Genomic DNA, 23,222 nt, shown 5'->3' on the forward strand with positions numbered 1-23,222 from the left:
CCTCCGTTTATTATTTTCCTTCATAGTTCGCCCGTCTTTTTTCTTGAAACGCCTGTAAGCCTTCTGTTCTGTCTTTTGTGGGAATGGTGATTTCGTATGCTTTTTGCTCGATTGAAAGACCGGTGTTCAAATCTGTTTCTAACCCTTTATTTATAGCGAATTTAGCCTGTCTGACGGCGATCGGGCCATTGGCGGCTATGAATCCGGCAAGCTGCTCGGCTTTTGGGAGAAGGTCGGAAGAAGCTGTTACATATTCGATCAGGCCTATCTCTTTTGCTTCTTGTGCAGATATACGGCGGCCGGTATAAATGAGTTCCTTTGCTTTTCCTTGTCCGATCAGGCGAGGCAGTCTTTGCGTGCCGCCCGCTCCGGGGATAATGGCAAGACTTGTTTCCGGGAGGCCTAATCGCACATCGTTTGTGGCGATTCTGATGTCACATGCCAGTGCCAGTTCAAGTCCTCCTCCTAAGGCGGTTCCGTTTAAAGCTGCGATGACCGGCTGAGGCAGAGCTTCAATCCTCGAAACAACGCTTTGAATGAGGCTGACACTCCGGCGGACTTGGCTGTGATCCATTCCTCTTCTTTCTTTTAAATCTGCCCCTGCACAGAACGCTTTTTCTCCGGAACCGGTTAGAATGACACAGCGAATGTTCGGATCAGACTCGATTTTTTGCGCTGTGTCCTGCAGTTCATAAAGCATGTCTGCTGATAGTGAATTTGCAGCATGAGACCGGTTTAACGTGACGACAGCAATTGTTTCTTTTCGTAGTGAAAAAAGTACGTTGTTTCCCATTGAGTCTCCTTTCTAGTCAACAAAGCCCTGATGATTTAAAAACTTGCAGGTTACGGCTTGGCAGCGCTTTTCCGATCTTATTTTCGATCCATTGGATGGCAGGAAGAAGCATTTGTTGCTCCACACCCGTTTTGATCCCCATTTGTTCAAACATATAAATGGCGTCTTCAGTTGCGGCGTTTCCCGCTGACCCCGGTGCATACGGGCACCCGCCGAGCCCCCCTGAAGATGTGTCAAAGGCGGTGATCCCCATATTAAGGGCTGCGACCATATTAGCAAGTGCGGTGCCTCTCGTATCATGAAAATGCATGGCGATGTTTTTGGCGGGAAATCGTTTTAAAAGGGCTTCAAGTACGCTTATCACTTGGACCGGATTCGCCGCGCCTATCGTATCTCCCAGTGACAGTTCATCTATACCGAATTCAAAAAGGGTTTCGGAAAGGCGAATCACTTGTTCTATAGGCACGTCTTTTTCATAAGGACAGCCAAACACTGTAGATAGGTAGGCTCTTACGGTGAGCTTTTCCTGCTTAGCTTCACGGGTTACTTGACTTAACAAGTGAGTAGTATGATCAATGGATTTGTTCAGATTCTTTTGATTATGTGTCTCACTTGCTGACATAAAGATACAGGCTTCATTGATCCTGCCTTCTAACCCTTTCTCTAATCCAAGCTGATTCGGAACAAGGGCCGCATACGTGACACCCTCTGCACGATTGATTCCTTTTGCTACTTCCAGCGCATCGCTAAGCGCGGGTATCCATTTCGGATGGACAAAAGAAGTGATTTCAATATAAGAAAGCCCAGTCTGTGACAGCATGTTAATCCAAGCAATTTTATCCTCTGTTTCTATCCAATGCGGCTCATTTTGCAAGCCGTCACGCGGGCCGACTTCTTTAACGCGGACATTTTTCGGGAATTTCATGCCGCACCTCCTGTTTAAGGTTAAAGGTCCAATTCGATCAGCACTTCCCCCTCATCAACAAAATCTCCCTCGTTTTTTTTCACTTCTCTCACTTTTCCGGCTGTGTCAGCTACAATCGGAATCTCCATTTTCATAGATTCTAAAATAGCGACCTCCTGCCCTTTTTCAATTTGATCGCCAGCCTTGACGTGGATTTTCCAAAGGTTACCTGCCATCTGAATTGATATAGCACCCATTAAATACGCCTCCTCTTTCTCCTTATTTCTTTAAGAAATCGGTCGTCACTTCTCCCTTTTGAAATGGTTCAGAATGGACGATTTTCTCCAGGAATGGAATATTGGTTTTAATTCCTTCTACATGATATTCACGGAGAGCCGTTTTTAATTGTTCAATGGCTTGGTTTCTGCTTGTTCCTTTTACAATCATTTTCGCAATCATCGGGTCGTAAAAAGGGGATACGGTGCTGCCTGCTGCTACGGCGCATTCATGTCTGACCGCCGGATGCTTCAGCAGGGAGAAAGAAATGATTTTTCCCGGAGACGGATAAAACGTATTCGGGTCTTCCGCATAAATTCTCACCTCTATCGCATGGCCGCTGCACTTGATGTCCCGTTGAGAGAAGGCCAATTTATCTCCCGCAGCGACCTTTAGCTGCTGTTCAACGAGGTCCATGCCTGTGATTTCTTCTGTGACGGGGTGTTCAACTTGGAGTCTGGTATTCATTTCGAGAAAATAAAAGTTTTTATCCTGATCTACTAAAAACTCAATAGTGCCTGCATTGGTATAGCCGATCGACCGGGCTGCTTTGACGGCTGTTTCTCCGATCCTCGTTCTCAAGTCATCATCAACAAACGGAGAAGGGGCTTCCTCAATGACTTTTTGGTGCCGCCTTTGAACGGAGCAGTCCCGTTCAAACAGATGCACCGCATTCCCGAAGTGGTCGGCCAGTATTTGAATTTCAATATGGCGTGCGTTTTCGATGACTTTTTCTATATACATGGAGCCGTCGCCAAAAAAGTCAGCCGCTCGCTTTTTATTCCCTTCATATGCCTTTATCAGTTCCTCTTCCGAGTGAACGAGCTGCATGCCGATCCCGCCTCCCCCGGCTGAAGCTTTCAGCATAACCGGAAAGCCGATCCTCCGTGCGGCAAGACAGGCTGAATGAACATCCGACTGTGACTCGGAGACGCCTGGGACTACGGGAATATGTGCTTTTTCCATTGCCTTTCTCGCTTCAATTTTGCTCCCCATTTTTGCGATAACAGAAGGCGGCGGGCCGATGAACGTCAGGTTTTCTTTCCGGCATCGCTCTGCGAAAATACTATTTTCTGAAAGTAAACCATACCCGGGGTGAATCGCATCTGCTTTCGACTCTTTTGCCGCTTCTATGATTTTGTCTATATTTAAATAGCTTTCATTCACTCTCGATTTGCCGACCAGATAGGCTTCTGTCGCCGCTTTCGTATGAGGTGCTTCTTTGTCTGCTTCGGAATAGATTGCTGCTGTCTCGATTCCGAGACGTTTACACGTCCGGATGATTCTTAACGCTATTTCCCCGCGGTTGGCAATCAGCACTTTTTTAAACAACATGCATACCCTCCTTAGAATGATGATAGATGAAACTGTTGTATGGCCTTTTCTCTTAATTTGAATTTTTGAATTTTCCCTGAAGCCGTCATGGGATATTCATTTGTGAACACGATATAACGCGGAATTTTATGACGGGCTATTTTCCCTTTGCAATAGGCTTGCAGTTCTTCAGGCGATGCGGTCTGTCCTTCTTTCAGTTTGATCCAGGCAGCAGCCTCTTCCCCGAATTTCGCATCAGGAACGCCTACTACTTGAACATCTAAAACTTTTGGATGCTGATATAATAATTCTTCAATTTCACGCGGATAGATGTTTTCTCCGCCTCTGATCAGCATGTCTTTTAACCTGCCGGTGATTCGGCAGTACCCCTGCTCATCCATTACAGCCAGATCACCAGTGTGCAGCCAGCCGTCAGCATCTATTGCGCTCGCGGTGGCTTCCGGATCTTTATAATAGCCTTTCATGACATGGTAGCCGCGTGTGCAAAGTTCACCCTGCACCCCTCTTGCAACATCTCTGGACGTCCCAGGCTGTACAATTTTGACTTCAATATGCGGCAAAGCGCGCCCGACTGTTTCGACTCTTCTTTGAAGGGAATCATCGGCCCGGGTTTGCGTAATGACCGGAGAGGCTTCTGTTTGGCCGTAGGCGATTGTGATTTCTTTCATGCCCATTCTTTCAATGACTGCTTTCATCACTTCAATCGGACAGGCTGAGCCTGCCATGATGCCTGTTCTTAAATGAGACAGGTCGTAAGAAGGAAAATGTTTATGATGGAGCTCGGCGATAAACATGGTCGGGACGCCGTGCAATGCGGTGCATTTTTCTTGTTCGACCGCTGTAAGCACGGCGGCGGGGTCAAACTCTTGTACCGGAATCATGGCCGCTCCCGCAGAAACACAAGCTAAGACGCCGAGCACGCATCCGAAGCAGTGAAAAAACGGGACGGGTATACACATGCGGTCGGTTGAAGATAACTTCATACATTCCGCTATATTGGCCGCGTTGTTAATAATGTTAAAGTGTGAGAGCATTACACCTTTCGGAAATCCTGTCGTCCCTGAAGTATATTGCATGTTAATGACATCAACACTCATCAGGCTGTTCATTCTGTGATCAAGCTCGGTGTCGGACACTGTCTTAGATAATGTCGCTATATCATCCCAATGGTACATTCCCGGAGGGCTTTTATCTCCAATAAAAAGAATGGTTTTTAAAAACGGAAAACGGTCGGATTGTAATTGGCCCGGTTCTGATTCTTTTAACTCAGGAATCAAACCGTTCAGAATATCTGTATAGGAGGTCCCCCTGTAAGAATCCATTAAAATCAGAGCGCTGGCATCGGAGTGTTTAAGCAAATAGTCAAGTTCTGCCGATTGGAAATTTGTATTGACCGTTACAAGGACGGCGCCGATCTGTGCCGCAGCAAATTGAGCCGTTAGCCATTCGGGTACGTTGGACGCCCAAACGGCAACGTGGTCTCCTTTTTTGATGCCGAGTTTCATTAAGCCTTTTGCCGTTCGGCGGCATAAACGGTCAAACTGGGCGTACGTATACCGGAGGTTCCTGTCAGGATAAACAACGGCTTCACGATCTGGGTGCCGTTTTGCTGTCTGCTCTAAGAGCCTGCCGATCGTCAAGTCAATCAACTCAGCCACTATGATGTCCCCTCCTCATGATGGAAAGCGTTTACATTTCATTTTAGCAGCTGCCTTGCGATTACAATTCTCTGAATTTCTGATGTTCCTTCGCCGATTTCCATCAGCTTGGCATCGCGAAGCATGCGTTCTACTCCGTATTCTCTCATGTATCCGGAGCCGCCGTGAATTTGGATTGCCTGATTGCATGCTCTTGTTGCCATTTCAGATGCGAACAGCTTGGCAAACGCTGATTCTTTTGTAAATGGGCGCTGTCTATCCTTTAACCAAGCGGCTTTTATAACCATTTGTCTGGCAAGGTCAATTTCCATCGCCATATCCGCGAGTTTAAACTGAATCGCCTGAAAGGAGGAAATAGACTGTCCAAACTGCTTCCGCTCTTTTGCATAGGATAAGGAAGCATCCAGCGCGCCTTGCGCGATTCCCACAGCAAGTGCCGCAATCGAAATCCGGCCGCCGTCTAATGTATGCAAAAACTGTTTAAATCCCTTTGAAGAATCGCCAAGCAAATTTTCCGCCGGAACACGGACATTTTCTAAAAGGATCTCCGCAGTGTCCGATCCGCGCACACCCATTTTGTCATAGGGATTTGTAATCGTCAGTCCGGCCGTGTCTGTCGGTACAATCAGTGCAGAGATGATATTTTTTCCGAGTTCGTTTTTGCCTGTGACTGCTGTCACAATGACGGTGCGGGCATAGTTTGCATTGGTGATCCAGCATTTCTCTCCGTTTATGACATACTCATCGCCCTTTCGTTCCGCTTTTGTTTGTGTGCCTCCGGCGTCTGATCCTGCATTCGGTTCAGTAAGACCAAATGAACCAAGTGCTTTGCCGGAAGCGAGCGGGACGAGGTGTTCTTGCTTTTGCTTTTCTGTTCCGAAATAATAAAGCGGACTGGCGCCAAGGGACACCGCTGCCGCATAGCTTAATCCCGTGCTGCCGCATACTTTTCCAATTTCTTCGACGGCTAATGCATAGGAAATCGTGTCTCCTCCTGATCCACCGTATTCTTCTGGAAAAGGAATGCCCAATAATCCGAGTTCTCCCATTTTGTTAAATGTTTGTACTGGAAATTCACCCGTTCGGTCAACGTATTCAGCTTGCGGGGCGATTTCCTTTTTCGCAAAGTCCCTTACCATTTCACGAATCATATGTTGTTCTTTTGTCAGGTCAAAATTCATAGCTTTGCCTCCTTTTCGGCTTTCTATCATATTATTAGAAGAATTCTTTATTCATTCCAAACAAAATGAAGTCTGAAAATTCAACTAATGGAGTTTGTCCAACATGCAAAAAAAGGTTAAAAAGAGATTCTCTTTTTAACCTTTGAGGAGGATTAGCGGATGGTGACTTTTTTGGAAGGTGTACTTTCATTGTGGAGCCGGTCTGCGGCTGTTACAAAATACGTATATACCTGGCTTGTTTCCGCGCTTTCATCTAAAAACGTTTGGTGATCACCTGTTTTCCGCATTGTTGTCAGTAAATATGGTTCTTTTTGATTGCCATTTACTCGATAAATGGCATAGTAAGCGGTTTCTTTTGTTTTGTTATTTGACTTGTGATCTTCTATGTGCAGTGTGTTACCCTCAGCTGAGCTCACAATACGTTTGACTTTCGGTTTTTTTGGCGCCTTCTGATCTAACCATGGCATGTCAGGAACTAAGGCAGGTTTGTTGTAGAGTTCATTGATGAACCGATCCTTAAGCCCGAGCGGATTTTTGTTGAGATCTTTAAGGCTGAAATGGATACTGCCTCTGACAAGCTCTGATTGGCGGTTTAATGTGATTTGTCTCGCATACTCATCGGGATCAGACCAGGCGGGGTCACTATTGTTATTGATTTTATAGGCTGCCTGCCCAATGTATAAATGAACAGGTCTGTTCCTTACTTCATTGCTCCACCACTGGGTTAACACGTCATAAGCAGCCGCCTTAAAACCGATGCTCCAGTATATTTGCGGCGTAATGTAATCTATATCGCCCTTTTGTATCCATTCTCTTGTATCAGCATAAAGATCGTCATAGTTGGTTACCCCGGCTGTTGTGTCTGAGCCGCTCGGGTCATCCGCCGCATTTCTCCACACGCCGAATGGGCTGATGCCGAATTTCACATATGATTTTTCTTTTTTAATCGTGGTATTGATATGGTTCACGAGCTGGTTGACGTTGTCTCTTCGCCAATCGTCAATTTCATCAAAGCGGTTTTTTCCGTATTGTTCGTACGTTTCCGTGTCGGGAAATTCTTTGCCTTGAATTTTATACGGATAAAAATAGTCGTCCATATGAACGGCATCAATATCGTACTTTTTCACGACCTCTTCAATTCCTTTCACAATAAAATCCTGCGCTTTCGGGATACCCGGGTTATAGTAAAGCTGGTTTCCGTATGCAACAACCCAATCCGGATGCTTTCTTGCAGGATGGTCTTGAGACAGCTTATTAATATCCGTGTGGTTCATTGTGATACGGTAAGGATTAAACCAAGCATGGAATTCGAGGTTTCTTTTGTGCGTTTCTTCAATCATAAAAGCCAGCGGATCATAGCCGGGAGCTTTTCCTTGTGTGCCTGTCAAATATTCCGACCATGGTCCGTATTCCGATGGATAAAAAGCATCCGCCGTCGGCTTAATTTGTACGATGACCGCGTTCATGTTCATGTCTTCGGCATCATCCAGCAGCTTGATATATTCTTCTTTTTGTTTTTCAGCTGTTAACCCCTTTTTTGAAGGCCAATCAATATTTACGACAGAGGCGATCCATACGGCCCGCAACTCTCTATTTGCATAATGGCCCGCCTCTGCTTTGCTCATGCGCGGAACGGTGATTAAGCAAGTTCCCAATATCAATAAGCTGATCAGGAAATAAGCTATCCCCTTCTGGCAGCCTCTCATGTTGTTCCTCCTCCGATGAAAATGTACTTCAGAATACGTTATTACGATATTCTTGCGTGACGGAAGAGTGATTGAAAGATTGAAACATCATGACAGGTGCCTATGTGAGATAAAAAGACCCAAAGCTGAATGTCGCTTTGGGTCTTCTTATGTATGATTTTCTTTTGCGGCGCTTTTCAAGAACGCAATAAGCTTCGTGCCGACTCCCACTATTGTTTCCAGAATGGCCTGAGCCCCGGCGATGGACAAAATAAAGATCACGGGAACTGCAATGCCCGGCAGAAAAAGATAGCCCAAACCAACGCATATGGCGCACCAAATGCCTGCACACCAATAGCAGTTCAGCATGTAGCCAAAATTAGATTTGGGAACGCTTTTTTGGTCAACATGGCCTTTATCATCAACTATTCTTTTTTGTTTCATAAAAGGCTTTCTGATGAATTCTGTAATTTTGTCAAATACAATCAAATGTGTGAGCCTGTAGCTCGCGAGGATAAGCATGATATAGGTGAGCCCAGAGAGTTTTTCCATGACAAGCCTCCAATCAGCGTTTTCCCTATCCTTCCCATGCTTGCTTCTATCAATTCCTATGACATAAGGAATTACTCAAAACATAAAAAAACAGACAGGAGGTAAAGCCCCCTGTCTGGTTTATAGGAATCTCAGCGATTGTGTGCCGCTGTCTTTTCACCTGTACCTACGCTTTTTAAAATATCGTGAATGATTTCGCCGTTCTGTGATAAATATGCCGCTTCGAGCATGTCTTTGTGCGCGCCGGCACCCGTGTATTCGCGGCAATCTCCTTTAGAGGCCCCATTCCATTTTTGCAGATCGAAAGCCGAAGTGTCCTTTGGCTGGATGCCTGCTTCGATGAAATGGATGTTTGCATTGATTTGGCCGTCATTTGATAACTGTGCCCAGTATTCTTGGTAGTTTTTCTTCTTTTTGATGACAGCTTCTCTGACTGATTTAGGCAAGCGCTGAGCCGCTTCGTCGCTGTCATTGCTGTTGTCGATAGAAGTCACACCTTTTCGATAGGCGTCCACTATGATGTAATCGCTGACCTCCAGCCCTCGCTGTTCCATTGCTTGAACTACCTCGAATGCCAAGTTTCCGCCTGCGGAGTATCCCAAAAGGACATATGGACCTTCAGGCTGTATATCCATTATTGTGTTCACGTATTGTTCAATGCGCTGATCTTCCTCAATAAAATTAAAGCCGTACACAACAGCTTTATGATCCAAGTGTGACGCAAGATCTTTGAAGAAAATGCCGAATCCTGAAATAGGCGGAAAACAGAAAAGGTTTTGCCTGCCGTTTGGATTCAGTTTGCTTACCTGTTGATCTTCAGCCGCTGACATCTGTTGGGAGTAAAGTTTTTCAGCTAGCTGTTCAATTGTCGGATTCTCAAACAAGAGTTCAATCGGTACGTCAATCTGCTGGCTGCTCTTCAATTGATGAATGACTTGAAGAGCTTTGAGAGAATGTCCGCCAAGTTCAAAAAAATCATCCCGAATGCCAATATGACGTACGTTAAGTATTGATTGCCACATGTTGACCAGTTCTTGTTCAACCCAGTTTCGCGGCGGTATAATTTCTTTCTGATTAACAGACACACGGTCCGGAACCGGAAGCGCGCTGCGATTGATTTTTCCATTTCCAGTAAGCGGCATGCGGTCAAGCCGCACCCAGTGCTGTGGAAGCATATAGTTTGGAAGCGCTGATGATAAAGCAGAGCGGATGTCCGCTTCATCTATACCATCATCCCCGACATAATAAGCAAACAGCTGTGTTTCTTCTCCTGTATCTGCGATGGTGACCGCCGCTTCTTTTACTCCCTCGATTTCCATTAAGCGCGCTTCAATTTCGGCCGGTTCAATTCGCTTTCCGCGTATTTTGATTTGCCGGTCGATCCGGCTGATATATTCCAAATTACCGTCTGGAAGCCATCTGGCTAAATCACCTGTACGGTACATTCTCTCTCCCGGTATGTAAGGGTGCTGTTGGAAAGAGGCTGCCGTCAAATCAGGCTTGTTCAAATATCCTTTTGCCACGCCGTCCCCGCCGACACATAGCTCACCGGGAACACCGATCGGCTGCAGGCGCCCTTTAGAATCCAGAATGCAGGCTGAGGAATTACTGATCGGCTTTCCGATCGGGATGGGATTCGCATAATCACGTTTGATTTCAAAATATGTTGAGAATGTTGTATTTTCTGTCGGCCCGTAAATGTTATACAACGCAAGTTTCGGGCACGCATGTCTGACCGAATTAATGAGAGCTGGCGACAATGCTTCTCCTCCGACATATAACGTGTGCAAATGGCAGAACATGCCCGGCTGAACCTGTGCCAACTGATTAAAGAGGGCCGTCGTTAAAAATAGCACTGTTATTTTGTTGTCATGCAAATAGGCACTGAAAACAGCAGGCGTTAACATTGTTGATTTATCAACAACATGCAGGCATGCACCCTTTAACAGGGCCCCGAAGATCTCAAAAGTAACAGCATCGAAGCCGATTGAACCGGTCAAAATAAATCGGTCGTTTGTTGAGGCTGCTGTGTAATTGCTGTCGCATACAAGCGAAACGACATTACGATGAGTGATCATTACCCCTTTAGGCCGCCCTGTTGAACCGGAAGTATACATGATATAGGCCAAATCATCAGGGGTGTGCCTCACATTTACGGGTTCACTGTTTTCGTTAAGAGACGCCTCTGCATCGGCAATGATAACTTTTCTTGGGAAGTCAATGTCTGTCTGCATTCCTTTTTGCATAATGAGCATGGCTACTTCGCTTTCTTCAAGCATATAGACAAGCCGCTCCGGAGGGAGTTCCGCATCCAGCGGCAGATAGGTTCCGCCGGCCTTTAAAACAGCTAGAATACTGATGATGAGTTCGGGAGAATGCTTTGCCAAGATTCCCGCTATTCCGCTTTTTCCAAGGCCATTTTCAAGAAGCTGACGGGATAATGCATCTGATCTTTCGTCAAGTTCTCGATATGTCATTGAGGCGTTTCCTGAGACGAGTGCCGTAAGCTTCGGTGTCTTTTCTGCTTGCTCCCGAAACAGCTCGATGATGGTCTTGTCCTTTGGATAATCGGTCTTTGTATGATTGAACTGCTCGATCATACGGGCCTTCTCTTTAGCATCAAGTACAGAAATGTTAGCAGCAGGAATATCTGTATTCTCCGCAACACAGCGTAAAGCTTGTGTAAGATGATCGCGAACGCAGGCTATCCATGCAGGATCAAATACGTGCGAATTATAGCTGAACTTGATGATGAGTTCGTCACCGGGAGCGATAACGAGATTAAAGTTGTATCCCGATTGCTCTGACACTTTTACATTTTCTATTTCGAAAGGCGCATCAGAATGTCCCGCTGAGTCTGCCACTTTTTGTTGTAAGGGATAATTTTCAAAGACGATAATATGGTCAATTAATTCTTGCTTCAAAGCAGTTTTTGACTGGATATCATATAAAGGTTGAAAACTGAAGTGCTCAGCGTCCAGCATATTTTGCTGGCAGCGTCTAAGCAGCTCGGAAAATGTATCTCCTTCCTCTGTCTTGATACGCACCGGCACTGTATTAATAAACAGGCCGATCATGGTTTCAACTCCCGCGATCTCTGAAGGCCTCCCTGATACCACAGCGCCGAAGACAACATCGTCCGTTCGATTATAGCGCTGCAGCAGCACTCCCCATACGGTCTGCATGAGTGTAGCAAGTGTAGATTCATGTTGTTTGGCGATTGATTTTAGTTTACCCGTCAGCTCTTGATCCAGTGCGAATGTCAGCTCTTCGCGTCGGTATCCTTCTTGAATCTCACGGTCAGTCACCCGGGGCAGCGGTGAAGGAGTGCCGTAGTTTTCTAAATATGTTTTCCAATAAGCCGCTGCTTCCTCCTTGTCTTGATCTGCCAGCCAAGAAATATAAGTGCTGTAGGGCTGGACCGGCTCCAATGATATGGTGTTGCCGGAATGGATAGATTGATAGAAATGCATAAATTCCTGCAAGACGATTCCGAGACACCAGCCGTCCATTAAAATATGGTGGTGGCTCCAAACGCAGATATGCTTCTTGTCATCTAGTTTTAATAGAGAGATTCGCATAAGTGTATCTTTTTGCAAATCAAACCCTTTCGCCTTGTCTTTTTCCTTGAACCGCTCAATAAAGCTGTGCTGCTCTGTTTTTGACAGGTGCGAAATATCCTCATTGCAGACAACCAATTGCCGATCCTCCAGAACAACCTGCCGGGGCCCCGTCAAATTCGGGACATGCGGCAGGAAGACCGATCTGAATATGTCATGCCGGCTGACGACTTTTTGTATGCTGCGCTGAAACCAATCATAATTGAGGCTTCCTTTTATCGTGAAGAGCGACTGTTCGATATAAGCTTCCTCTTTTTCATGCAAGAAGGAATGAAAAAGCATTCCTTCCTGCATGTGAGACAGAGGATAAATATTTTTGATTTTTTTGGTTTTATCCATAGAGTCTGCACCTTTCTTCCCGTATTGATTAAAGGAGGCTCAGCATATCATTGATATCTTTAAGCGCATCCTCGGTTAGTTCACGATCATCAAAGTCGCTGACGGTTTTCTCAGCTTCTGTTTTGTTTAGACAGTGTCTGATCAGCTGCAGTAAATAACGATGACAATTCTCGCAGAGCTTTTCGATTGTTTCTTTATGAAAACGCGCTGTTTCGTATGTCATGTTGAATGTCAATTTTCCTTCTGCAACCAGAGCGCTGATGTCCAGGGATTGTTCCCGATTCCATGAAGGACTGATGTCTTCTCCGTTTCCTACAGGAGAAAACGTAAATGTATCTGGCTCAGATTCTTGCTGCTTCGTATCATTGCCGATTTCAAATTGACCAAGGTAATTGAAGCTGATGTCCGGTGCATGGCTGAACTTGATGTCTGCTTTTTCAGGCGGCGTTACATATTTGAGAATGCCGTACCCGAAACCTTTATCCGGTACGCGTCTTAAGGTGTCTTTTGTTGTCTTCAGCATGCGGCTGATGAATTCTTCGCTTTTTTCAGCTGGTGTTTTGGAGTCCAATTTGAGTAATACCGGATAAATAGCCGTAAACCATCCTACAGTGCGGCTGATATCAAGGCCGTCTAACACATCTTCACGGCCGTGGCTTTCCAGTAACACTTTGACGGCAGGACGCTCGGCCCAGTCCTGTAAAGCAAGGACGGCAGAAGCCAGCAGAAGATCTTGAGTATCTGTATTGTAAGCCTTGTTGACACGGGTTAGCAGCGCCTCAGTGTCCTCTTCCTTCAATGTGAACGAAACAGTCTCCCGTTTTTCCTTAGCTGATGTCTGATCCGTTGTCTCTTTTGAGGGCAAGGCTTCAATCTGATATTCTTCCGTTTCTCTCCAATACTCTTTTTGCCGAAGCAGCTGTCTGTTTTCTGCATATTCGGCGACTTTATCCGTGTATGCTTTGAATGAATCTGTCTTAGGAGGCAGTTTAATGTCCTCTCCATTTAAAGCCTGAGTATACCCGGACGCCAGATCTTCTAAAATCACACGCCATGAAACACCGTCCACTGTCAGGTGATGAGCTGCAAGAAACAGGAAGTCACCGCCTGCAGTGCGGAATAACCCAGCTTGGAACAACGGCCCTTTCTCTAGGTCCATCCCGTGCTGAATTTTCGCCACATGATTTTTAATAGCCGCTTCGTGCCATGCGGGTTCAGTCGGCGATCCGTCTACCGGTGCCTTTAATTCAATGATCTGAAGTCCGTACAATGCTTCCTCAGACGCACCGATAGGCAAATTGAACTGACTCCAGTTTTCACGTCCGTTTTTCGGGAAAATTAACCGTAATGCATCATGATGTTCGACAATGGCTTTCAAGGTTTTACGGAGCGTTTCTTCATCCACTGGAGTCTCCCGGTACAGCATGACTGACTGGTTGAAATGGTGTTTTTCCTCAAGGTCTTGAGACAGAAACCACTTCTGAACAGGAGACCACTGGACCTCTCCCTCCACGGGGCCTTGGCTGGCATTTTCCTTGGATGCCCGGATATAGCATGCCAGTTCTTTAATTGTCGGATAACGGAACAAATCTTTAATGGACATTTGTTTTCCGTACCGATGAAGCCGCGCCGACACCTGTAATGCTTTGATTGAATCTCCTCCGAGCTCGAAAAACGATTCATCCGTTCCGATTCTTTCTGCACCCAGCACTTCTGTCCAGATGTTAGCCAATTCTTTTTCCATAGCTGTTTCTGGAGCTTGGAAGCTGCGCTGGGTTTGTCCTTCATGTACAGGCTGCGGAAGTGCCCTCCGATCCAGTTTTCCATTTGGCGACAAGGGAAGAGCGTCCAGTTTTAACAGGAAGGCAGGGATCATATAAGCCGGCATGCTGCTTGCCAATGCGGCACGCACGCTTTCAACACTTGTTTCCGGCTCTGTAACGATATATGCGCACAGTTCCATCTGGCCGAGAGACGTTTCACGTGCTAAGACTGCCGCTTCTTTTACTCCGTCTGTGCGGCGCAGGACGCTTTCAACTTCTTCTATTTCCACTCTGTGGCCTCTGATTTTAATCTGGTCATCCATCCGTCCGATATATTCAAGCGTGCCGTCTGCCTGCCACTTCGCCATATCCCCTGTTCGATACATTCGTTTTCCAGAATGAAAAGGATGCGGAACAAAAGTTTGTTCGGTCAGTTCGGGAAGGTTGACATATCCTCTGGCAAGTCCGGTTCCTGCAATGCACAATTCCCCGGCGACACCGATCGGCTGCAGATTGTTTCCATCTAAAATATAGACTTGTGTATTGTTTATCGGCTTTCCGATACTTATCGTTTTCTGCCGTTCTAAATGTCTCATCGCCGTTGTAGCTACACTGTTTTCTGTCGGCCCATATTCATTGGCAAGCTCTGTATTTGGTGAAATGGCTAAACTTCGATCGGCTAATTCCCTGTCTGCGGCTTCGCCTGCCAATGTTACGATTCTAAGCGTCTGAACATCTTCAGGCTTCAATACATCCAAAAGCGACCTATACAGAACCGGAACGATAATCATATGGGTGATGCGATAATACGCAAGATTATGCTTAATGACGAGTATATCTTTGGCTTCTTCCTCATCGGGCAGCACGACTTTCGCTCCTGATAAAAGCGGTGTGAACATGCTGGTCACAAAACCGTCAAATGCAAAGGAAAAGAGCTGAAGCACTGTATCTTCTTCATGTAAAGCGTAAGCATTTCTGCGCCATTCGAGTGTATTGGCTATTCCTCTGTGTTCGACCATTACCCCTTTAGGCTGTCCTGTTGTTCCTGATGTGTAAATGATATATGCCAGGTTGTGAGAATATGAATAGGCAGGCAGACGGGAAGCATCATTTTCACACACGTCTTCAAGCAGCAGAACTTCACCTTCATAATCTGCTGGTGCTTTATGGGCCGCAGCACTGACTGTGACTAGCAGTTTTGCGCGGCTGTCACTCAAGATATAATTCTTACGCTCCGCAGGATACTCCGGATCAAGAGGAACATAAGCGCCGCCAGCTTTCCAGATTCCCAGAATAGCCGCTGTCATGCTGAATGAACGCGGCGCCAATACACCTACCGCTGTGTCCGGGCCTACACCCTTAGTGCGTAAAGTACGGGCGATTTTGTTGGACCACTGATCCAGCTCTTGATAAGTAAGTGTTTTTTCACCGCTGACAAGAGCTGTTGCTTCTGGTGTTTTTGCGGCTTGTGTTTGAAAAAGCTCTTGAAGCGTTTGGTCTTGAACGTGCGTTTCAGTTACGTCATTAAATCCATTCAGCAGCAGGTCTTTCTCCTTCTGGGTAAGGATGCTGATGTCCCTCAAAACTGTCTGCGAGCTGTGAGCGATCTCGTGCAGCATGTTCGATAAATGAGATGCCCAGCGCTCTATCGTTTTCTTTTGAAATAGTGCTGTCGCATATTCAAATTGCAAATGAATTTCTTTGTTTCCTTCAGAAGCTTGCAGCGTTAAATCGAACTTAGATACAGGGTGGGAAGCACCAGCCGGTTTCAGCTGAAGTCCATCCATTGTCAGCTGCTCATGCTCGATATTCTGCACGACGAGCATTGCATCAAACAGCGGATTGCGGCTTGTGTCCCGATAAACGTCGAGCTTTTCGACCAGTTCTTCAAATGGATAATCCTGATGTTCATAAGCTTCCAACGCTGTCTGACGGACTTCCTTCAAATAGTCTGTGAAACCCTTTCCGCCCTCCGGGCGTGTCCGAAGCGCCAACGTGTTCACGAACATGCCGAGCACAGGTTCAAGGTCTTCATGCGGACGGCCGGCGATCGGCGATCCGATCACAATCTCCTCTTGTCCACTGAGACGGGCCAATAGAGCTGAGTAGGTCGCAAGAAGCACCATATACAGGGTGCTGCCGTTTTCCCGCGCGAGGCGGTTCAGGCCGGACGTGACCTCTTCGTCCAGAGTAAATGAGATCTTGTCACCGGCGAAGCTTCGCACCGCCGGGCGGGGCTTGTCCGCCGGCAGTTCAAGCACAGGCAGCTCGCCGCCGAGCTGCTTCAGCCAATAAGATTCCTGCTTCTCATATGTGTCGCCTTTTTTGAAGTCCTGCTGCCATACGGCGTAATCTTTGTATTGGATGCGCAGCGGCTCAAGCTTTCGCCCGGCGTACAATGCCCCGAATTCCCGAATGAGCATATTGACTGAGACGCCGTCAGAAATGATGTGATGCATGTCGACCAAAAGGACATGACGCTCGTTTGTAACTCTTACGAGTCCCGCTCTGAAAAGCGGAGCCTGGCTGAGATCAAAAGGGCGTATAAACGCATCCGCCGAGTTCTCTTCGGTCACCGTAAATGGCACCTCATGGTGGATGCGCTGGACCGGCTCCCCTCCGTTTCCGGTTTCAAAGGACGTCCGGAGCGACTCATGGCGGCTGATCAGTGCTTTGAAAGCCGCCTCCAGCCGTTTGCGGTCAAGCTTGCCTTCCAGCTCCAGCACCGCTGGCATATTGTAGCCAGTGCCTCCGTCTTCCAGCTGCTGAAGGACATACATCCGTTTTTGCGCCGAGGAGACCGGATAGGTGTCCCGCTTTTCGGCCGGTTCGATCGCCGCATACGGGCTTTCCTCCAACTCGCGGATGACAGAAGCCAGCCCTTCTATGGTCGGGCGGGCGAATACGTCTTTAAGCGGTACTTGGACGCCGAATGCCTTGGCGATCCGAGAAATCAGTGCCGTTGCTTTTAACGAGTGGCCGCCTCGGTCAAAAAAGTCGTCTGTGATACCGACAGGACCGTTTTTCAGCACGTCTTCCCAAAGCTGGGCAAGCTTCATCTCGGTAAGATTTCTTGGTGCCTTGTATGATTCTTGACCAGCTGCCCCATCAGGAGCGGGCAAAGCCTTCCGGTCAAGCTTCCCGCTTGGTGTGATCGGCCATGTGTCGATCTGTACAAAATGAGCGGGGATCATATAGCCGGGCAGCACGAGCGCAAGCTGGGCCCGCACGTCGTTTTTATCACGCCCCTGGATATAAGCGCATAGCTCTGCCTCCCCGCGGTCTGCGCGGGTGATGACGGCTGCTTCCTGCACGCCTTCCAAGTTTCGGAGAGCTGATTCAATTTCGCCGGGTTCGATCCGGTAGCCGCGGATTTTGACTTGATCGTCCAAACGGCCGAGGAACTCAACCTGTCCGTCCGGCAGCCAGCGCGCTGAATCCCCCGTTTTGTACATCCGGTCCCCCGGATAAAACGGATCAGTGAGAAAGCGTTCCGTCGTTAACTCGGGGCGATTCAGATAGCCTCTGGCCACACCATTCCCGGCGATATACAGTTCGCCTGTACAACCGGTCGGCAGAATCTGCTTTTTCTTGTTTAAAATATACAGCCGGAGATTGTGAATAGGTTTACCGATTGGAATTCGCTTCAGGTCTTTACCTAACGGACAATCAAAGTATGCTGCTTCTACTGTCGTTTCTGTCGGCCCATAAGAATTGGTCAATTCTACACCGGGCAGCAGTTCATAAAAACGGGAAACAAGATGTGCGCCCAGTTGCTCACCGCCGGCAAATACTCGCTTCAGGCCGTTAGGTACGATCGGTACAGCGCGATTTTTGACATATGCTAAAAACGCATGCAGCATAGAGGGAACAAAATGAGCTGCCGTTATTCGTTTTTCTTCTATCACCTTTATCATCATTTCGGGATCCTTTTCGCCTCCTTGAGGAAGCAGAAAGACGGAAGCACCAGCGTACGGCCACCAGAACAACTCCCATATGGAAGCGTCAAACGAATAAGATGTCTTATGCAAAATCATATCCGATTCGTTAAGCGGATAGCGGATTTGCAGGGATTGCAAAAAATTCACTGCCGACTGATGCTCGATCTGCACACCTTTTGGCGTTCCGGTTGAGCCTGATGTATAGATGATATAGGCTAGCGAATTCGACCGTACTGACACATCGGGATTGATAAGATGATTCTTTTCTCGGCTGACATTTATGTTGAGATCTAGTACGTCACCTTCAAAAGACGGGATCTCGAAACTGCCGGATTCAGCTAAAAGAAGCTTAGCACCGCTGTCCTTCAGTAAAAAGCGGATACGTTCTTCCGGGTACTCCGGATCGATAGGAACATAAGCGCCGCCCGCTTTCAAAATGGCATATATGCCGATCAGCATTTCCGGAGACCGCCTGCCTGTGATCGCAATGACAGTTTCTGATGTAACTCCCCTTTCAATAAGCTCCCAAGCGACTCGGTTGGCCCGTTCGTTCAGTTCTTTGTAGGAGATGACCTCCTCTCCGTAAAAAACAGCCGGCCGTTCTGGTGTTTTTGCCGCTTGTTTTTCAAGCTGGTGATGCAGTGTCTGAGCCAGCGGAAAGCTTGTGGTCGGAAGCGGACTGCATGATTGAATAAAGGTCTTCTCTTCTTCTTTTGTAAGCACCGGGATGTCGTCTAATTCTGTGTCAGGGCTGCTAACAGTATTTTCTACCAGTCTCAAGAAAAATCGCGACCAGCGTTGAATCGTTTCCTTTTCAAACAATGAAGTGCTGTATTCAAATTGACAATAAAGCTCTTCATCGTTCTCCGTTATATAAAGAGATATATCAAATTTAGATATTGGGTGGTCAACATCTGCGGTTTTAAGTTGCAAACCGTCTAATTGCAGTTTTTGCTGTTCCATGTTTTGGAGCGTAAGCGTCGTGTCAAATAACGGGTTGCGGCTCATATCCCGCTGGACACCGAGCATGTCAACCAGCTCTTCGAACGGATAATCCTGATGCTCATAGGCTTCCAATGCTGTCTGTCGCACTTCCTGCAAGTATTCTGAAAAACGCTTACCGCCTTCAGGGTGTGTCCGAAGCGCCAGTGTGTTGACGAACATGCCGAGTATAGATTCAAGATCGGCATACGGCCGTCCGGCAATAGGCGATCCGACTACTATTTCTTCCTGTCCGCTCAGCCGCGCCAAGAATGCTGTATATGCAGCAAGGAGTGTCATGTACAGAGTACATTCGTTTTTGCGTGCAAGTTGTTTCAGACCGGATGTGATCTCTTTGCTGATGATGAATGAAACTTTGTCTCCAGCGAAGGTTCGCACTCCCGGCCGAAGCTTGTCTACCGGCAGTTCAAGCACAGGCAGCTCACCGCTAAGCTGATTCAGCCAGTAAGCTTCCTGTTTCTGATACGTGCCGCCACTTTTGAATTCCTGCTGCCACACAGCATAGTCTTTATATTGAATACGTAAGGTTTCAAGCGTTCGGTGTGCATACAAATCGCCGAATTCTCGAATCAACGTATGAACGGACACACCGTCTGAAATGATGTGATGCATATCGACCAAGAGCAGATGGCGTTCGTCTGTTTCCTTGATTAGGCCTGCCCGTAAAAGCGGGGCTTTGCTGAGATCAAAAGGACGGATAAAAGCCGCTGTCTTTTCTTGTTCACATAAAGCAAATGTTACTTTTGAATGAATGCGCTGGACCGGCTCGCCGTCTGTCCCTTCTTCAAAGGAGGTTCGAAGCGGCTCGTGGCGGCTGATCAGTTTTTTGAATACAGTTTCCAAACGCCCTCGGTCTAGCTTTCCTTCCAGTTCCAGTACCGCCGGCATGTTGTAGCCGACGCCGCCGTCTTCCATCTGCTGAAGCACATACATTCTCTTTTGCGCTGATGAGACAGGATAAACTTCTTGTTCTGGAGCCGGCTCAATTGCCGCATACGGGTTTTCCTCAGCTTCCCGGACGACAGCAGCCAGACCCTCCACCGTTGGATGGGCAAACACTTCTTGAAGCGGCACCTTAACGCCGATCTCCTTAGCAATACGGGAGACAAGCGCTGTTGCTTTCAATGAGTGGCCTCCCCGGTCGAAAAAGTTATCCCGGATTCCCACCGGGCCGTCTTTCAGCACGTCTTCCCAAAGTTGTGCCAGCTTCAGCTCCGTAAGATTTCTCGGTGCGGCATATTGCTTATCATCTGCGGCAGCTTCCGGTTCTGGAAGAGATCTTTTGTCGACTTTTCCATTCGGAGTCAGCGGTATGCTTTCCACCCATCCCCACTTTAACGGAATCATATATTCAGGCATTTCTTCTGCAAGATAGCGGCGCAAAGCTAGAGAATCCAAACGGTTAGGTGCACTGTAGTAAGCACACAATTCATTTTCTCCGTCATGATCTTGCCTAATGATAACCGCTGCTTCCTTAATTTTCGGGTGATTCTGTAATGTCATCTCAATTTCTCCAGGTTCGACCCGGTAACCCCGGATTTTCACCTGATCATCGGTCCGGCCGATATATTCAATATTGCCGTCCTCTGACAGTCTTGCCATGTCGCCTGTGCGAAACATCGTGGCTCCGGGTCTGAAAGGATCAGGCAAAAACTTTTCGCGAGTCAGCTCTTCATTGCGGAAGTACCCCCTTGCCACGCTTGAACCGGAAATATACAATTCACCCGTGATGCCCTTCGGTTGAAGCTGCTTTTGTCCGTTTAAAATATACATATACGTATGATCAATCGGTTTGCCGATTGGCGGACTTTCAGGGATATGCTCCCCCGGATGAATGCTATAAGCAGACACGACATGGGTTTCAGAAGGTCCGTAATGATTGTGTAACACCATGTTGTGACGACGCAGTACTTGTTGGAAGAGATGGGAGACCGTTAGTTGTTCCCCGGCCGTAATCAGATGCTTCACGCCATCAGGAAATGTGTTCGCGTATTCTTCCTCGCTGAACATCATTTTAATGAACGCAGTTGGAAAAAATACGATTTCTGCATTATGATCGGCGATAAACGCAAACAGCTGAGAAACGTCTCTTTTGATAGGTTCAGGCACGATGTGGACTGTGCCGCCTCCAGCCAGCGTTGAAAATATTTCTTGATAACAGACATCAAAGGCAGGTGTAGCATATTGGAGCACGTTAGTCCGAAAATTAATTCCGGAGTTTGTAAATTGATAGTGCAGCAAATTTGCCATGCTCCTATGTTCAAGCTGAACGCCCTTTGGTTTCCCGGTTGTGCCCGACGTATAAATGGTATACAGCAAGTCATCCGCTGTATTGACGGGCTTCACATTGCTTCCGTCCTCTTCCTGCGCACTTTCTTCCGTATATGTAACAGTCCTTAAAGCTTCCTCATTGACCGATTCCAATAAAGAGGCCAGGCTTCGGTGTGATACCAAATGTGAACAGCAGCTATCCTGAAGAATAAACCGGATCCTTTCAGGCGGATAATTTGGGTCAATCGGAACCAAAGAGCCGCCTGCTTTCAAGATTCCGAGGATACCGGCCGTTAATTCAGGTGAGCGTTCGGCCATGATGGCGACCGGTTCTTGTCTTCTTACGCCTCGCTTTCGCAAGATCCGAGCCAGTTTATTGGCGTTTTCATTAAGCTCTCTGTATGTTATTGACCGGTCTTGATAGGTGACGGCCTGCATATTCGGCGTCAGTTCCGCTTGTTTCTCAAACATAGAATGAATCGTTTGAAAAGCAGGTGCTTCAGCTTCCTTTTTTCCGAGCAGCAGATGTTTCTCGCTTCTCGTTGTGATGTCAATTCCGGCGGGAGAGATATCCGGGTTGTCTAGAATTTGCGAAACCATATGAGTCAGATGTCCTTTGACCCCTAATATAAACGATCGGTCGTATACACCGGGATCATAGCTCATTTTGATATGGATTTCGTCACCCGGCGCCACCATCAGATAAAAGCTGTAATTGGTTTCATCCGCCACTGAAAAATGATGAATCTGAAAGAGTTCTTGGGCATCATCGTGACTGTTCAGCATATCGATTTCATTCTGGACAGGATAGTTTTCAAAAACAAGAATATGATCAATCAGACCTTGCTTTACGGCAGAGTGTGCCTGTATCTCGTATAGCGGATGGTAACTGTGCGCTTCAGCAGCCAGAGCTTCTTTTTGCATCCTTTTCATCAGCTCGGAAACCGGCGTATCAGCTCCTTGCACACGTACTGGAATTGTATTGATAAAAAGGCCGACCATATTTTCAATCCCTTCAATAGAAGAAGGTCTTCCCGAGGTGACTGATCCAAATACCGCGTCACCGGTGTTATTATATTTTTGCAGCAGAATGCCCCACAGCGTATGAAACAATGTACTGAGTGTTACCTCTTCCTTTACAGCCATTTCTGAAAGTCTGCTGCTGTCTTTTTTTGAGAAGGAAAACGTGACATGCGCTTGGCCGCTTTTTTGCTTGTCCTTTGTTTTATTCTGTTTTGGCAGTGCAGTTTGCTGCTCATATCCGGCAAGATAACTTTTCCAGTAGGTTATCGCCTGCTCCTTGTCTTGCTCCATCAGCCAATTGATGTAGCTTCCGTATGGCCGCACGGGCTCCAGTGTTAAAGGTGAAGCGTTGATATGGGCAGCGTAAATTTGGAAAAATTCTTTCAGCACAATGCTGAAGCACCAGCCATCCATCACAATGTGGTGAAAACTCCAGAGGCAGGTATATTGCTGTTTCCCAGTTTTCAGGAGAGAGATGCGCATAAGCACGTCTTTTTGCAGGTTGAATCCCTTCTCCCTGTCCTTTTCTTTATAGTTCTCGATGAATTCAGATTGACGGGATTCGTCTAAGTGAGAAATGTCCTCTTCTTGGACGGTTACAGTCCGCTCTCTGAGTACCACTTGCTGCGGTGCGGAAACATTTTGGTTAATGAAAATGGTTCTGAAAATGTCATGGCGTGCCACTAGGGCATTGATGCTGTCCTGAAAAAAGCGTGAATGCACTTCTCCTGCGATTGAAAATACGGCTTGCTCAAAATATGCCCGTGAGTCTTCATGCAGAAGGGAATGGAAAAGCATCCCTTCCTGCATGTAAGACAGCGGATAAATATCTTGAATGGAATTCGCTTTTGTCATGTTCATGTCTCCCTGTCACGATTT

At 47.0% G+C, this 23,222-nt stretch carries 10 protein-coding genes; all 10 read right to left on the reverse strand.

Going from position 1 to position 23,222, the window contains the following annotated elements:
* Nucleotides 1-10: 10 nt before the first annotated feature.
* Nucleotides 11-793: an enoyl-CoA hydratase gene (locus AAHT65_RS16960; RefSeq protein WP_106271380.1), complete on the reverse strand. Its 783-nt coding sequence runs from the start codon at nucleotides 791-793 to the stop codon at nucleotides 11-13.
* 16 nt (nucleotides 794-809) lie between these two features.
* Nucleotides 810-1,718, reverse strand: coding sequence for a hydroxymethylglutaryl-CoA lyase (locus AAHT65_RS16965; RefSeq protein WP_343310544.1), 909 nt, complete (start codon nucleotides 1,716-1,718; stop codon nucleotides 810-812).
* Between the two features lie 20 nt (nucleotides 1,719-1,738).
* Nucleotides 1,739-1,954, reverse strand: a complete 216-nt coding sequence (locus AAHT65_RS16970; RefSeq protein WP_003328769.1) for an acetyl-CoA carboxylase biotin carboxyl carrier protein subunit — start codon at nucleotides 1,952-1,954, stop codon at nucleotides 1,739-1,741.
* A gap of 22 nt (nucleotides 1,955-1,976) precedes the next feature.
* A complete protein-coding gene (locus tag AAHT65_RS16975; protein ID WP_343311554.1) occupies nucleotides 1,977-3,305 on the reverse strand; it encodes an acetyl-CoA carboxylase biotin carboxylase subunit in 1,329 nt (442 codons plus the stop codon).
* 14 nt (nucleotides 3,306-3,319) lie between these two features.
* Nucleotides 3,320-4,966 carry an AMP-binding protein gene (locus AAHT65_RS16980; protein ID WP_343310545.1) on the reverse strand — a complete coding sequence of 549 codons (1,647 nt, stop codon included), beginning with the start codon at nucleotides 4,964-4,966 and terminating at the stop codon, nucleotides 3,320-3,322.
* Between the two features lie 38 nt (nucleotides 4,967-5,004).
* Nucleotides 5,005-6,147, reverse strand: coding sequence for an acyl-CoA dehydrogenase family protein (locus AAHT65_RS16985; protein WP_010788842.1), 1,143 nt, complete (start codon nucleotides 6,145-6,147; stop codon nucleotides 5,005-5,007).
* A 152-nt stretch (nucleotides 6,148-6,299) separates the two neighbouring features.
* The gene (locus AAHT65_RS16990; protein WP_088117297.1) at nucleotides 6,300-7,853 is read right to left on the reverse strand and encodes a glycoside hydrolase family 10 protein; all 1,554 of its coding nucleotides are present in this window, start codon (nucleotides 7,851-7,853) and stop codon (nucleotides 6,300-6,302) included.
* Between the two features lie 147 nt (nucleotides 7,854-8,000).
* Nucleotides 8,001-8,384: a DUF1360 domain-containing protein gene (locus AAHT65_RS16995; protein WP_010788844.1), complete on the reverse strand. Its 384-nt coding sequence runs from the start codon at nucleotides 8,382-8,384 to the stop codon at nucleotides 8,001-8,003.
* 131 nt (nucleotides 8,385-8,515) lie between these two features.
* Nucleotides 8,516-12,343: an amino acid adenylation domain-containing protein gene (locus tag AAHT65_RS17000; protein WP_343310546.1), complete on the reverse strand. Its 3,828-nt coding sequence runs from the start codon at nucleotides 12,341-12,343 to the stop codon at nucleotides 8,516-8,518.
* Nucleotides 12,344-12,371: 28 nt separating this feature from the next.
* The gene (locus tag AAHT65_RS17005) at nucleotides 12,372-23,198 is read right to left on the reverse strand and encodes an amino acid adenylation domain-containing protein (RefSeq protein WP_343310547.1); all 10,827 of its coding nucleotides are present in this window, start codon (nucleotides 23,196-23,198) and stop codon (nucleotides 12,372-12,374) included.
* Nucleotides 23,199-23,222 lie beyond the last annotated feature (24 nt).

This window comes from Bacillus atrophaeus, from assembly GCF_039519175.1.
Classification (GTDB): Bacteria; Bacillota; Bacilli; order Bacillales; family Bacillaceae; genus Bacillus; species Bacillus atrophaeus.